This window comes from Kumtagia sp. (assembly GCF_059502445.1).
This window is the reverse complement of sequence record NZ_JCACER010000019.1, coordinates 41,191-55,040: the sequence shown is the minus strand read 5'-3', so window position 1 is coordinate 55,040 and position 13,850 is coordinate 41,191. Positions and strand designations below refer to the sequence as shown.

Sequence of the window (13,850 nt, the reverse complement as noted above, 5' to 3'; positions counted from 1 at the left end):
ACAGGGCCCGGCCGCTCGCACGCCCTTTGGCGGCGACTGGCGGTGACATGCTTACGGCAGCATCAGCGCTGGTCGCGGGCGAGGTCCGGCCTGGTGTCTGAGCGTTCGATCATCTTCGGTGCGTCGGCCAGAAGCCGGCTAACGAGATACAGGCCGCCCGCAAGGTAGACCACCGCGCCGACCAGCAGCATGACGACGCCGCCGAACTGCTGGTCCTGCCCGGCGTCGAGAACGATGCCGAAGCAGGTGACTTCGCCGCTTCCGTAGAGCGGGCGGGGGCTGAGGGCCAGCAGGGCACCGAGCAGGGTCATGTGCATCGAGGTCAGGAGCAGCGCGCCGGCGCCTGCCGCCGCATGCGTCCGTTCGGCAGGCGCCGCGAAACTGGTGGACCACAGGAGGATGCCGGCAAGGAGGAACGTCGCCTGCTCCGCGGCCGTCGCGGCCAAAGAGGTTTCGGCCATGGCGCGCATGGCGGGGGCGTGCCAGCCCCAGACGGCGACCAGTTCGAACAGCGAAGCCAACACCGGCAGCGCCGCCGGCATGTTCGGGCCGGGCTGCCACTTCGCGGGCAGGCCGATGGCGATGAGCGGCGCGGCGATCGCGATCACGCCCATATGGGCGAGCATGTGAGCGGCAAAGGAGTCGCGCCATGCGCCGAGCAGCGGACCCAGCCAGATCAGCGCGAGCAGGAGCAGGCCGAGCGGCAGCGCGAGACGCTTCATCGCAGGCACTCGGTGACGAACAGCGCCGGAAGCGCGGTGAAGATGACCGCGACGAAGCTGAGACCCGACAGAAGCAGCGTCGCGTAGCCCTGGAACAGCGTGCGGTCGCGCCGGGTGGGGTCGTCATGCGGCGGGTCGTCCGTGCCGAACCCCCACTGCCGCCAGGCCAGCATCGCCGACATGACGATCATGGCCAGCGCCAAGGCGGTGACGACCGCGATGGCGACGCGCAGATTGTCGAAATCCGTGCCGAGGAAGCCGGGCTTCTCGCAGAAGATCGCCGCTCCGACATAGCAGATCAGGAAATGCAGTGCCCATACGACCGGGGCGGTGAACAGGGTCCACAGCGTCTCGAGCTGCCTGGGCAGGAGGTGCCACATCACAGCGCCTCCGGGAAAAGGCCGACCACCGCGAACGTGACAAGCGCCGTCACCAGCATGAAGTGCCAGTAGAGAGCGACATTGTGCAGGTCCATGTCATGGCGCGGGGTGAGCCGTCCGGCAAGGCTGCGCGCCAGGCAATAGACCAGCATGATGATGCCGACCGCACCATGCACCGCCGCCCAGATGAGGAGGATCCAGACGATCGCCGGATAGACATGCGTCGTCGGGTCCATGCCGCTCGCCCACGGGCCGGTCAGCGCGGCGCCGCAACCGGCCGCGGAAAGCAGCGCTCCGGCGACCAGCAGCGCCCGCGCAGGCAACACCCCGCCGCGCCTGTTTAATTCGCGTGCGCCGACGGTCGCCGCCCAGGCCGCCGCAAAGAGGCCAAGGGCGGTGAGCGGCCAGAAGACGCCGGGGCCGGCAAGCCCGCCGGTGAAATCGGAATGGATCGTCCAGAAGAAGAAGTAGCCGAAGACGAGGCTGGCGAAGGCGGTGCCGTCGCCGGTCATGGTGATGAACATCGCCCACCAGCCGGCGGACTTCACGCCCGAGGCATAAAGCGGCAGGCTGATGCCGTGGCCGATGTGCTTTTCCTCCTGCTCGGGAATCTCGCCGGTGCCGGTCCATAGCCACCACAGCACCGCCGCGACGAAGGCGACGCCGGCAAGACCCGACACGATCCACCACTTGAAGGTGAGCGCGACGAAGACCGTGCCGAGCAGCGCCGCGCTGACGATCGTCACGTAGGCGGTGCCGCCGACCCGCAGCACCTGTTCCGGCTCGGCATCGAGCACCGACGTGACCAGCGTTTCGCGGCGTCCTTCGCTGGCGTCGGGCAGGTACCATTCGCCGGCCCTCACCGCGCGGGCGAGGTCCTTCTGGTCCCACAGCGGATAGCGGCTCTCGATGCGCGGGATCGAACGGACGCCCCAGTTCTCCTCCGGCTCGCTGATCCATTCCAGCGTCCCGGCGTTCCAGGGGTTCTGCTCGCCGCGCGGCTTGTTGCGCCGGTGCAGCGTGACGTCGACGACGACGGCGAACATGCCGATGCCGAGCACCACCGCGCCCATTGTGGACACGAGGTTCAGCCAGTCCCAGCCGATGTCGGCGGGATAGGTGTAGACGCGCCGCGGCATACCGCGCAGCCCGGTGATGTGCATGGGGAAGAAGGTGATGTTGAAGCCGGTGAACATCATCCAGAAGGCGAACCGGCCGACCCGGTCCGACATGTGTTTCCCGTCGATCAGCGGGTAATAATAGTAGAGGCCGGCAAAGACCGGGAACAGCATGCCGCCGATCAGCACGTAGTGCAGGTGTGCGACGATGAAATAGGTGTCGTGCGCCTGCCAGTCGAACGGCGCCAGCGCCACCATGACGCCGGTCAGGCCGCCCATGACGAAGATGGCGATGCCGCCCATGGCGAACAGCATGGGCGTGGAGAAGATCACCCGCCCGGCCAGCATGGTCGCGATGAAGACGAAGATCTGTACCGCGGTCGGGATGGCCACGGCCTCGGAGGCGGCCGAGAAGAAGGCCAACGAGATCTGCGGCAGGCCGGTCGCGAACATGTGGTGGACCCACAGGCCGAAGGAGAGGAAGCCGGTGCCGACCGCCGCCAGCACGATCCATGAATAGCCGACGATCGGGCGACCCGCGAAGGTGGGCACGATCATCGCGAGCAGGGCGATGGCCGGCAGGAAGATGATGTAGACCTCCGGATGCCCGAAGATCCAGAACAGGTGCTGCCACAGGAGGGGATCGCCGCCGCGCGCGGCATCGAAGAACGGCCAGTCGAACATACGCTGCATCTCGAACAGCAGGTCGCCGGCGATCAGCGGCGGGAAGGCGAAGACGATCATCCCAGCGACGATCAGCAGGTACCAGGCGAAGAGCGGCATGAGATTGACGCGCATCCCGGGCGCCCGGCACTTCATGATGCCGACGATCAACTCGACCGCCGCGGCGAGCGAGGCGACCTCGATGAAGGAGAGGCCGAGCAGCCAGATATCGGCGCCGATACCCGCCTGCTCGGAGGTGGCCAGCGGCGGATACATGAACCAGCCGGTGGAGGGCGCGGCGCCGAAGAAGATGGAGCCGCAGACGAAGACGCCGCCGATCAGGAAGCTCCAGAAGCCGAAGGCGCCGAGCCGCGGGAACGGCATCTCGCGGGCCCCGAGCATCGGCGGCAGCAGGAAGATGGCGACCGCCTCGAAGATCGGCACGGCGAACAGGAACATCATCACCGTGCCGTGCAGCGTATAGGCCTGGTTGTAGAGATCAGGGGAGATCAGGTCGTTCTCGGGCACGGCCAGTTGGGCGCGCACGAGCAGGGCAAGCAGGCCGGCGAACAGCATGAAGGCGAAGGCGGTGGCGCCGTACCACAGACCGATCTGGTAGTTGTTGACCGAGGTCCAGTAGCGCCATCCGGACGGGTTTTCCCAGACCGCGCGAAGCTGTTCCTCCTCCGCCTTCCTGTCACGTTCCTGGCTCGCCACCTCGCTCATTGCAGCCCCTTCAGCCATGCCGCGATGCGGGCGAGTTCGTCCGCCGACAGATGCGTATAGGCGGGCATCCGGCTTCCATGCTTCAGCGACGCGGGATGCACGATGAAGCGCTCCAGGGCTTCGACGTCATTCACCAGAAGTCCGGCGCCGATGGTCAGCCGCGATCCGACATGCGAGAGGTCGGGACCTGTCGTCGACTGGGCCTGGGTGCCGTCGACGCGATGGCAACTGCCGCAACGCTCGCGCTCGAACAGTCCGCGCCCGGCTTGGTTGGCGCCAAGCCCCTCGGACGGCCGGCTGCGCGCCGCGAGCCATGCCTCGAAATCCGCCGGTTCCATGGCGATCGCCGGGAATGCCATATGCGCATGCGAGATGCCGCAGAACTCGGCGCACTGGCCGCGATAGGTGCCGGCCTTGGTGGCGAGCAGCGACAGCCTGTTGGTGCGGCCGGGGATCAGGTCCATCTTGCCGCCCAGCGCCGGAATCCAGAAGGAATGGATCATGTCGGCGCTGGTGAGCGAAAACTCGACGCGCTCGCCGACCGGCAGCCTGATCTCGTTGGCCGAGAAGACGCTCGTGCCGTCGGGCCGGCGGTAGGCGACGTGCCACCAGAACTGACTGCCGACGACCTCGACGCGCAGCCCGGCCCGGTCGGGGTCGGCGAAAGGGCGCAGCGACGGCATCAGCCACAGCGCGTAGGCGAGAAGCGCCGTCAGCACCGTCACCGGCAAGACGCCGCCGGCCCAGGGGATGAGCCGGGCAGCCGCCTGCTCGGAGATCGGCTCGCGCTTCCAGCGCGACGCGTAGAGCGAGAGGAGGACGACCAGGGCCCAGATGACCAGCCCGCCGATGGTCATCACCCAGAAGAGCGTCGCGACCTGGCTTGCTTCCTCGCCGGCCGGGTCGAGCGCCGACTGCACGCCGCCGCAAGAGGCGACGACGAGGCAAGCCGCCAGCAGGGCAACGGCGCGCAGCAGTCCCGCCCGCCGGGCGGACGGGGGAACCGTCGAACCGTCTGTTGTGCGCCTGTTGCTGTTGATGCGCGACTCCGTGGTCCCCCCGCAGGTTCAGTTCATTCGTTCATCGCGCGGCCCCGCGCTATCCTTGCGGCCCGAGGCCTTCCGCGAGCCGCTTCCTGAGATCGGCGACATCCGACGCCGAGACCGGGCCTCCATGGTTGCCCCAACTCGACCGGACATAGGTGGCAACGGCGGCGATCTGCGCGTCGGTCAGTTTCCAGTGGAACGCCGGCATGGTGAGCGGCGTCGGGTGCGCCTTGGTCGGCACCGCCCGGGCGCCCTCCAGGATGACGCGGATCACCGTCGTCGCGTCCTCGTTGTTGACCTTGCCGGAGCCGGCCAGCGGGGCGAAGAAACGCGGCACGCCGGAGCCGTCCGAGACGTGGCAGGCGCTGCAATTGTCGAAGTAGATGGCCGCGCCGGCCTCCATCACCGCCCGGTCCGGCGCGGGCGGAGCGGCCCGCTCCTCGCCTTCCATATCCTTGAGGTAGACGGCGATGGCGCGCAGGTCCTCGTCGACCATGTGCTGCGTCGAAAGCTCGATAACCTCCGACATGATCGAGAACGCCGCCGTATGGGCGTTGCGGCCGGTCTTCAGGAACTCGACAATGTCGTCCTCGCTCCAATGCGCCAGGCCGCCGTTCGCTCCGCCGCGTATGTCGGGCGCCGCCCAGTTCTCCAGCTGCCCGCCCATCAGGTGCCGGTCTTCCTTGTCGGCCCCGGCCAGGTTCTTCTCGGTGTGGCAGCCGGCGCAGTGTCCCGGCCCCTCGACCAGATAGGCGCCGCGATTCCACTGGTCGGACTTCCGCGGATCGGGCTGGAACGGCTCGGGCCGGAAGAACATCCATTGCCAGCCGGCCAGCGACACCCGCCAGGACAGGGGCCAGGGCAGCTCGTTGTCCGGCTTCTTCTTCTTCACGGGCGGCAGGGTCGACAGGTAGTCGTAGAGGGCGTCGACCTCGTCCCGCGGCATCCTGGCGAAATGCGGATAGGGAAAGGCGGGGTAGAGGCGCGACCCGTCCGGCGCCATGCCCTCATGCATGGCGCGCCAGAAATCGTCGCGCGACCAGCGTCCGAGGCCGGTTTCCGGCTCGAAGGTGATGTTGGGCGTGTAGATCGTACCGAACGGCGTCTCCAGTCCGCGGCCACCGGCGAAGGGCTCGTCGCCCGGCTCGGTATGACATCCCTGGCAATTGCCGGTGACGAGCGCGTAGCGCCCGCGCTCGACCTGCGGATACAGGGTCTCCTGGGCGCGCGTCGGGAGCGGCTCGCCGACGAGAGCGCCGGCGAGCACGGCGGCGGCTGAACAGCAGGCCATCCTCATGCCTGCACCAGGGGGCCGGGGTTGCGGAGATAGCGGGCGCGGATGGCGTCGGCCGACCAGTAGGCGAGCGCGGCGACGGTGCCGGTCGGATTGTAGCCGGCGTTCTGCGGGAACACGCCCGCACCCATGACGAACAGGTTGGGCACGTCCCAGCTCTGCAGGTAGCGGTTGACGACGCTGTTGGAGGGGTTGGTGCCCATGATCGTGCCGCCGGTATTGTGCGTCGTCTGGTAGGGCATGGAGTCGTAGGGGCCCTCGCGCGGGTTCAGCCTGATCTCGCGCCCGCCCATCCGCTCGGCGATCTCGCGCACCCGTTCCGTCAGGAAGACCGACATCGCCCGGTCATTGGCCGTGAAGTCGAAGGTCATCCGCATCAGCGGGCGGCCGTAGACGTCGGTGTAGGTCGGATCGAGGTCGAGATGGTTGCCGGCATGGGCCATCGAGGCGCCATGCGCGCCGACATTGGTCGACTTCAGAAAGTTCTCCGCCACCGCCTTCTTCCAGGCCGAACCCCAGGTAGGCGTGCCTTCCGGCGTGCGCTGCCGCTCGATCGGACGGGAATGCGTGGTCCAGCAGGCGATGTAGCCGCCGCCGATGAAGCCCAGCCCGGAATGGTCGAAATTATCGCCGTTGTAGTCGTCGACGCACATGCCGAGCGCGCCGGCGCCGACGAACTCGTTGGTGTACTTGTCGTCGAAGAACACGTCCGCGCCGGACATCACCTGGTAGCAGTAGTTCTTGCCGACCAGTCCGTCCCCGGTGGCCGGGTCGTAGATCTCGCCGATTCCCGACAGCATCATCAGCCGCGTGTTGGATAGCTGGTAGGCGCAGAGGATGACGAGGTCCGCCGGCTGCTCGTATTCCTCGCCGTTCTGGTCGACATGGATGACGCCGGTGGCGCGACGGCCGGTCGAATCGAGCTTCACCTGAAGCACCTCGTTGTGGGTCTTCACGGAAAAGTTCGGCTTGCGCATCAGGACCGGCAGGATGGTGGTCTGCGCGCTGGCCTTGGAATAATTGCCGCAGCCATATTTCTCGCAGAAGCCGCAATAGGTGCAGGGAGCGAGCTGGCAGCCGAGCGGGTTCACATAGGGCTGGCTCATGTTGGCCGACGGCCCGGGAAAGGGCTTCAGCCCAAGCTCCCCGGTCGCGGCCTCGAAACGGTGCTGGGCAAAGGTCATATGCATCGGCGGGTTGGGGTATTCGGCGCTGCGCGGCCCCTCGAACGGGTTTCCGCCCGCGCGGATTTCACCGTTCAGGTTTCCCGCTCTGCCGCCGATGCCGCACAGCTTCTCGAACCGATCGTAATGCGGCTCGAGCTCGTCATAGGTGACGCCATAATCCTGGACGGTCATCTCCGCCCCGAGCGGCCCGTAGCGCCCGGCATTGTGGCTGGCGGCGACGAAGTCGCTGGGCAGGAAGCGCCAGGTCTGGCCGTTCCAGTGGACGCCTCCGCCGCCGACGCCTTCGCCCGGCAGGAAGGAGCCCCAGCGCCGCATCGGCAGCGCCGTCTCACCGCGGCTGTTGCGGAAGGTCAGCGTCTCGCGCGCCGTGGACTGGAACATCTCCTTGCGCCAGTACCAGCGCAGCTCGTCCTGGGCGACCGTGGTGGGGAAGTGGCTCGGCGTGTCGCGCCAGGCGCCCCGCTCTATGGCCAGCACCTGAAGCCCGTCCTGCGTCAGCTCCTGTGCCAGGATCGCGCCCGTCCATCCGAACCCGACGAGCACGACGTCTACCGGCGGAAGCTTCCGCGTCATCCTGTTTCCTCCTGCCTGCCGACCCTTGCGGGGGTGGGGTCAATCGACGTTCCATGCCGCCCGGCCCGACAGGCCGACGGGCTCGATCGAGATCGCCGCTCCGTTGTGGTTGAGATAGTCGCGGTAGTCGTAGCGGGCGCCGGGGAAACCGACGAGCCGCCAGCCGATCATGTCGCGGTTGCCGCCGTGGACCGGATCGCAGAAGAAGCCCTCGATCGTGGCTTCCTGCAGGAGGGCGAAGAAGGCGGACGCCGATACCCCCGCGAATTCGAGGTCTTCGTCCTCGATCCGACCGAGGATGGCGTCCTGCTCGGCCTCGGACAGATCCGCGAAGAGGCGGTCCTGGAAATGCGCCCGACAGTGGGCGTCGAGTTCGGCCAGAGCAGCGCGATAAAGACCCGCCGGCGGTTGCTCGCTTTGATAACCCTGGGTTTCGAGGCCGTCGGCGAACGGGCCCATCATATACCAGCGCTCGCCGCGGCCGAACGGCCCGGCGAGCTGGTCGTCGATGAAATCGACGACGCCGGCCTCCCGCGCCCCCGGCCCCAGCTCATCCGCCGGGATCAGCCTCGCCACAAGCGCATCGACGCACCGTCGCTCCGCGGCCGTGAAGAAGCGCTGGCCGTCGAAGCCGCGAGGCGCGGGCGAGGTGCCGGCAATCCATGGAATGGAACCTGAGAGGGTTTTCGACAGGGCGCTCGGAACGATTACAGGCGCGCTGCCAAGCAGCGCCGCCACCAATATCCGTCGTCTCGAAACCCGCGTGCCCGCCAAACGTCCTCACTCTCTGTCTTGAGATGAGCGTAACCTCGCGACGCCGACAAGGTTCCGGAACGAATGGCATTTTCCGGTATTTCCAATGAAGGCCCGGCCGCAGGGGGGCCGGCCTGGCCCGCGGCGGGACGATGCCCCTCCCGGCGGAAAGCCGTGACGAGAAGCGTGACCGGAGAAGCGTCGAAGGCGAGCAATGGCTAAAAAGATAACCGGCTATTCGCGCCCGCAAGTGGCGCTGCATTGGATCGTCGTCGTCCTGGTCGCCTTTCAGTTCCTGGCCCATGACGGCATGGAAGCCTCCTGGCGGGCGTTCCTCAACGACGAGCCGCCGCCGGCGGGCCGGGTCGTGCTGACATACATGCACATCGCCGCGGGGTCGCTCGTGCTGCTGCTGGCGCTGGCCCGCATCTATCTGCGGTTCACCCGAGGAGCGCCCGCGCCGCCAGCCGACGAGCCGCGCCTGCTGCAAATCGTCGCCGAGGCAGTGCACGGGTTGATCTACCTGCTCCTGCTGGCGCTGCCGATAACGGGGGCCATCGCCTGGTTCATCGGCCTGGAAACGGCAGGCATCGTGCATGAGAAGCTGCAGACGATCCTGCTTGTCGCCATCGCCCTCCACATAGCCGGCGCCTTGTTCCAGCATTTCGTCCGGCGATCGACCGTGCTGATGCGCATGTTCAGGCCGGAGCACTCGTGACGATGCTGGCGGCGGAGGAGGGGCCAGGCGCCTGCGGTGCTACGGGCGATGGACGCGCATGTGCGTTCGCGTTCGGCTGGGCGAAGCTCAGCCAGCGATCGCCAGCGTCTCCAACTTCAGATTGCGAGAGTGGATGAAATCTCTGAAGAACATTGGCGCGCCCGAAGAGATTCGAACTCCTGACCCCCAGATTCGTAGTCTGGTGCTCTATCCAGCTGAGCTACGGGCGCGCAGAGGCTGCGTATGATGCAGCCAGCGGAGCCGGTCGCCGACCGGCCCGCAAGCGAGACAGTCCCTAATGGCTGGCCGCGAGAAAAGCAAGCGGCCCCGCAAAACTTTTGCCGACACGCACGACGGCATCAGCCGGAACCTTTCGGGCGGCGCGGCAAGCCGATCTTGCCGCGCCGCCCCGCGATGAGCGGTCCACGGTCAGGAAGGCGGCGGCGCTGCGCGGAAATTCGTGAAGGTGCTTGCTCCGGCGAAGGGCGGATCGCCCGGCCGCCGCCACGGCTTCGATGGTCGCCTCGCCGCGATCCGTCAGGCGCGGCGCTTGAGGCCGCCGCGTGCGTCGTCGAGCCGCACCGGCTGGTCGGGGATGGTGACGGCAAACACCGTCCGCCCGCCGCGGCTCTCGACGAGCTCCAGCGCGCCGCCATGCGCCCGCACCAGCTCCTGGGCAATGGCGAGCCCCAGACCCGTGCCGCCGCTGCGGGCGGCGCCGCGAAACGCCGCGAACAGATTGTCGCGCGCCTTCTGCGGCAGGCCGGGCCCGGTGTCGGCGACGAGGATGCGGCTGACGCTGCCCTGCCTTTCGGCGGTGATGCTCAGCCGGTTGACCGCCGCGGCGTCGGTCTCGGACGCCATCGCCTGGACGGCGTTGCGGCACAGATTGGTGAGCACCCGGAAAAGCTGCTCGGAATCGGCGTCGACCTCGAAGGTCGGATCGACGCCGTTGACGAACTCGACGCCGTTCTCGGGCTCGATGCCGAGCAGGCTCTGGACGTCGTCCACCACCTGCCGCAGCCGCAGGCGCCGCCGCGCCGGCGCCGGCTCCTGGGTGCGGCCATAAGCGAGCACGCCCTCGGAATAGGAGACGGCGCGGTCGAGCGCGCGCAGCAGCCGCGGCGCCAGCGCCTGCACGGTCGGGTCCTTCACCGTGCCCAGCCGGTCGGACATGAGCTGCGCCGAGGCCAGGATGTTGCGCATGTCGTGGTTGATCTTGGAGACGGCGAGCCCGAGATCGGCGAGGTGCTTCTGCTCGCCCAGCGTCCTCTGCAGGCGGATCTGCATGTCGGCCAGCTCGCGCTCGGCGACGCCGATCTCGTCGCCGCGGCTTTCCGGCCGGATGATGTGGCCGGGATCGTCGGGCCGGCGCGAGAAATCGAGCATGGAGCGCGTCATGGTGCGGATCGGCCCGATCATGATGCGGTCGATGGCATAGAAGACGAGGGTCGCGGTGATGAGCGAGATCAGCAGCGACAGCAGCGCCACGTTGCGCGAATAGGCGAGCATCGCCATGCGCAGCCGGCTGTCGGGGATGACCAGCTCGAACTCCTTGGCGCTGTCGCCCACCTTGCCGAAGACGCGCAGCATGCGCCCGCCGCCGGCGACCAGCGTGTCGAGCGCCCCCGCCATCGCCCGCACCGGCCCGATATTGGCGAGGTCGATGTGCTCGTCCACCTCGGGCGGCATCTCGGCCACCACCAGCAGCCGCGACACCCCGTCGTCGCGCACGGCGATCGCCTTGGCGCCGATCGCCATCAAAACCTCGTCCTGCATCTGCCGCGACAGGCTGTTGGCGTCCTCCTCGACCAGCACGATGGAGAGGGCTGCGGCCGTTCCCAGCCGCTCCTCCAGCCAGTTCAGGCGGAAATTGGCGATCGAGGGAAAGAAGATGAGGATCTCGGCGATCAGCACGAAGCAGGCGGTGAGCACCAGCAGCTTGGCCGACAGGCCGCGCGCCAGCGGGACCGTCCTGTCGGCCTCCGCCCGGGCCTCCCCGGCCTCCCGCTTCGTCTCCAGCTCGCTCATGCGGCCGTCCGTCCAGTCGAGGGCGCGCCGCCCTCCCGCTCCAGGCGGCGCAGGCGTCGAGCCGCAGCGCCGGCGGCCGCACCGGGGCCGCTTGCGTTAGAATAGGTGACGGGAGCGTGTTTGCCAAATTGGCCTATCGAAGGACACGCGGGATCCCGGCGATTGACTTGGCGGGGGGCACCCCCTATAAGCCCGCCACGCTCGGGCCCGGCGTCCGACGCAGGCCTTTCTGCGTCCCGCAACTGCCCGGCGAAGCTCCTGTTACCTGGTGACAGAACCAAGAAGGGCCGCACGCCGCGGTATTAAAACAAATGAAGCGTACCTATCAACCGTCCAAGCTCGTCCGCAAGCGCCGCCATGGTTTCCGCGCCCGCATGGCCACCAAGGGTGGGCGTGGCGTCGTCGCCGCGCGCCGCAACCGTGGCCGCAAGCGCCTGTCCGCCTGAACGGGAGGCCGGCGCGTTGCCGGTTCCCGGCATCCCCCAGCCCGTCGCCCCCGCGCGCCTGCGCAAGCGGGAGGAGTTTCTGGCCGTCCGGCGCGGTGAAAAGCGCCGCGGGCGGCTTTTCCTGCTGGAAGTGCTGAGGCGCGGCGACGAAGCGCCGCCGCGCGTCGGCTTCACCGTCACCAAGAAGGTGGGCAACGCCGTGGTGCGCAACCGGGTGCGGCGGCGGCTGAAAGAGGCCGTGCGCGCTCATGCCGCCCGTGACATGGCGCCCGGCCACGACTATGTCATCGTCGGGCGCGAGGATGTGCTTGCCGCGCCCTTCGACCATCTGGCCGCCGAACTGGCGCGCCGCGTCCGCGCAAGGCTCTAGGTATCCGATGGAAAACAACCGGAATTTCTTAATCACCATCGCCTTGTCGGTGCTGATCCTGACGGCCTGGCAGTTCTTCTACATGAACCCGCGCATCGAGGCGCAGCGCGAGGCGGCGCAGGTCGAGGCCGAGCGGGTCAAGACCGAGCAGCAGGCGGCGCAGCCCGGAGGCGTCCAGGCTCCCGTGCCGCAGGGTGCGGTTCCGGGCGTGCCCGGGACCGACGGCGCCACCGAAGCCGGCCGCGATCAGGCGATCGCCGCCACGCAGCGCGTGAAGATCGATACGCCGAGCCTCTCCGGCTCGATCAATCTCGCCGGCGCGCGGCTCGACGATCTCCGTCTCAAGGACTACCGGCTCACCGTCGACCCTAACTCGCCGACCATCGAGCTTCTGAACCCGCAGTCGCTGCCCAACGGCTTCCTCGCCGAGATCGGCTTCAGCGGCGGCGCCAAGGGCGAGTTCCCGGATTCCGAAACGGTGTGGACCGTCGAGAGCGGCGAGATGCTGACGCCGTCGACCCCTGTCACCCTTGCTTGGTCGAACGACAACGGCCTGACCTTCCGGCGCACGATCAGCGTCGACGCCGACTACATGTTCACCGTCACCGACACGGTGAGCAACAACGGCACGGCCCAGGCCAATCTCCACAATTACGGAATCGTCCGCCGCTACGACAAGCCGCTGCACGCCGCCGCCTACGTCCTGCATGAGGGCCTCATCGGCGTCACTGGCGAGGAGGGCCTGCAGGAGATCAGCTACTCGACGATCGAGGACGACAAGGAGATCAAGCCGGGCAAATCGAGCGACGGCTGGCTCGGCATCACCGACAAATACTGGGCGGTCGCCATGGTGCCGTCCGCCAAGCAGTCGTTCCAACCGCGCTTCGCCTATTTCGCCGACGGCCGGCCACGCTACCAGACCGACTTCCTGACCGACGCCATCCAGGTGGCGCCCGGACAGTCGGCCACGGTCGAGACCCTGGTGTTCGCGGGGGCCAAGGAAGTCGCCCAGATCAACGGCTACGAGGCCGACCGGCAGATCCGCCAGTTCAACCTGCTGATCGACTGGGGCTGGTTCTATTTCATCACCAAGCCGATGTTCTGGCTGATCGACAACCTCTACAAGCTGCTCGGCAATTTCGGCCTGGCCATCCTCGCCACCACAGTGCTGGTCAAGGCTGTCTTCTTCCCGCTCGCCAACAAGTCGTACGTGTCGATGGCGAACATGAAGAAGGTGCAGCCGAAGATGCTGGAAATCCGCGAGAAATACGCGGACGACAAGATGAAGCAGCAGCAGGCGATGATGGAGCTCTACAAGACCGAGAAGATCAATCCGATCGCCGGCTGCTGGCCGATCCTCATCCAGATCCCGGTGTTCTTCGCCCTCTACAAGGTGCTCTACATCACCATCGAGATGCGGCACGCGCCCTTCTTCGGCTGGATCCGCGACCTTGCGGCACCCGATCCCACGTCGCTGTTCAACCTGTTCGGCCTGCTGCCCTTCGCGGTTCCGGAATACCTGCACATCGGCGTGTGGCCGCTGATCATGGGCGTCACCATGTTCCTGCAGATGCGCATGAACCCGACGCCGCCGGACCCGACCCAGGCGATGATCTTCAACTGGATGCCGCTGGTCTTCACCTTCATGCTGGCGTCGTTCCCGGCCGGCCTGGTCATCTACTGGGCCTGGAACAATCTGCTGTCGATCCTGCAGCAGGGCGTGATCATGAAGCGGCAGGGCGCCAAGATCGAGCTGTGGGACAATCTCGCCGGCCTGTTCAAGCGAAAACCGACACCCGCCGAATAGCGGATCAGAGGGCCCG

The 13,850-nt window shown here is 67.4% G+C and carries 12 protein-coding genes and 1 tRNA gene; 4 read left to right on the top strand and 9 right to left on the bottom strand.

Annotated elements, in window-relative coordinates:
• Positions 1-62: 62 nt before the first annotated feature.
• The 7 genes from AC5JDC_RS07975 to AC5JDC_RS07945 all read right to left on the bottom strand — a co-directional run bounded on the left by AC5JDC_RS07975 (position 63) and on the right by AC5JDC_RS07945 (position 8,447).
• Positions 63-722 (bottom strand): cytochrome c oxidase assembly protein, encoded by a 660-nt coding sequence (locus AC5JDC_RS07975; RefSeq protein WP_495840665.1) that lies wholly within the window; start codon positions 720-722, stop codon positions 63-65.
• Positions 719-1,102, bottom strand: a complete 384-nt coding sequence (locus AC5JDC_RS07970; protein ID WP_106772994.1) for a hypothetical protein — start codon at positions 1,100-1,102, stop codon at positions 719-721. The genes AC5JDC_RS07975 and AC5JDC_RS07970 overlap by 4 nt, the downstream gene beginning before the upstream one ends.
• Positions 1,102-3,609, bottom strand: a complete 2,508-nt coding sequence (gene ctaD / locus AC5JDC_RS07965; protein WP_495840663.1) for a cytochrome c oxidase subunit I — start codon at positions 3,607-3,609, stop codon at positions 1,102-1,104. The genes AC5JDC_RS07970 and ctaD overlap by 1 nt, the downstream gene beginning before the upstream one ends.
• The gene (gene coxB / locus AC5JDC_RS07960; protein WP_495840661.1) at positions 3,606-4,529 is read right to left on the bottom strand and encodes a cytochrome c oxidase subunit II; all 924 of its coding nucleotides are present in this window, start codon (positions 4,527-4,529) and stop codon (positions 3,606-3,608) included. The genes ctaD and coxB overlap by 4 nt, the downstream gene beginning before the upstream one ends.
• 178 nt (positions 4,530-4,707) lie before the next feature.
• Positions 4,708-5,946 carry a c-type cytochrome gene (locus AC5JDC_RS07955; protein WP_495840659.1) on the bottom strand — a complete coding sequence of 413 codons (1,239 nt, stop codon included), beginning with the start codon at positions 5,944-5,946 and terminating at the stop codon, positions 4,708-4,710.
• Positions 5,947-5,948: 2 nt separating this feature from the next.
• On the bottom strand, positions 5,949-7,709 hold the full coding sequence (locus AC5JDC_RS07950) for a GMC family oxidoreductase (protein ID WP_495840657.1): 1,761 nt from the start codon (positions 7,707-7,709) through the stop codon (positions 5,949-5,951).
• A 39-nt stretch (positions 7,710-7,748) separates the two neighbouring features.
• Positions 7,749-8,447, bottom strand: a complete 699-nt coding sequence (locus tag AC5JDC_RS07945) for a gluconate 2-dehydrogenase subunit 3 family protein (RefSeq protein ID WP_495840655.1) — start codon at positions 8,445-8,447, stop codon at positions 7,749-7,751.
• A gap of 229 nt (positions 8,448-8,676) precedes the next feature.
• Here AC5JDC_RS07945 and AC5JDC_RS07940 point away from each other — a divergent pair, with 229 nt between their 5' ends.
• Positions 8,677-9,180, top strand: a complete 504-nt coding sequence (locus AC5JDC_RS07940) for a cytochrome b (protein WP_106772988.1) — start codon at positions 8,677-8,679, stop codon at positions 9,178-9,180.
• 153 nt (positions 9,181-9,333) lie between these two features.
• Here the strand turns inward: AC5JDC_RS07940 and AC5JDC_RS07935 are convergent.
• A tRNA-Arg gene (locus AC5JDC_RS07935) sits at positions 9,334-9,410 on the bottom strand.
• Positions 9,411-9,717: 307 nt separating this feature from the next.
• A complete protein-coding gene (locus AC5JDC_RS07930) occupies positions 9,718-11,211 on the bottom strand; it encodes a sensor histidine kinase (protein ID WP_106772987.1) in 1,494 nt (497 codons plus the stop codon).
• A gap of 311 nt (positions 11,212-11,522) precedes the next feature.
• Between AC5JDC_RS07930 and rpmH the strand changes: the two genes are divergently transcribed.
• The 3 genes from rpmH to yidC are packed head-to-tail and all read left to right on the top strand — an operon-like array spanning position 11,523 to position 13,834.
• Positions 11,523-11,657, top strand: coding sequence for a 50S ribosomal protein L34 (rpmH, locus tag AC5JDC_RS07925; protein ID WP_008833937.1), 135 nt, complete (start codon positions 11,523-11,525; stop codon positions 11,655-11,657).
• A 16-nt stretch (positions 11,658-11,673) separates the two neighbouring features.
• Positions 11,674-12,027 carry a ribonuclease P protein component gene (gene rnpA / locus AC5JDC_RS07920; RefSeq protein ID WP_495840651.1) on the top strand — a complete coding sequence of 118 codons (354 nt, stop codon included), beginning with the start codon at positions 11,674-11,676 and terminating at the stop codon, positions 12,025-12,027.
• Between the two features lie 7 nt (positions 12,028-12,034).
• Positions 12,035-13,834, top strand: coding sequence for a membrane protein insertase YidC (yidC, locus tag AC5JDC_RS07915; RefSeq protein WP_495840649.1), 1,800 nt, complete (start codon positions 12,035-12,037; stop codon positions 13,832-13,834).
• Positions 13,835-13,850: the final 16 nt, after the last annotated feature.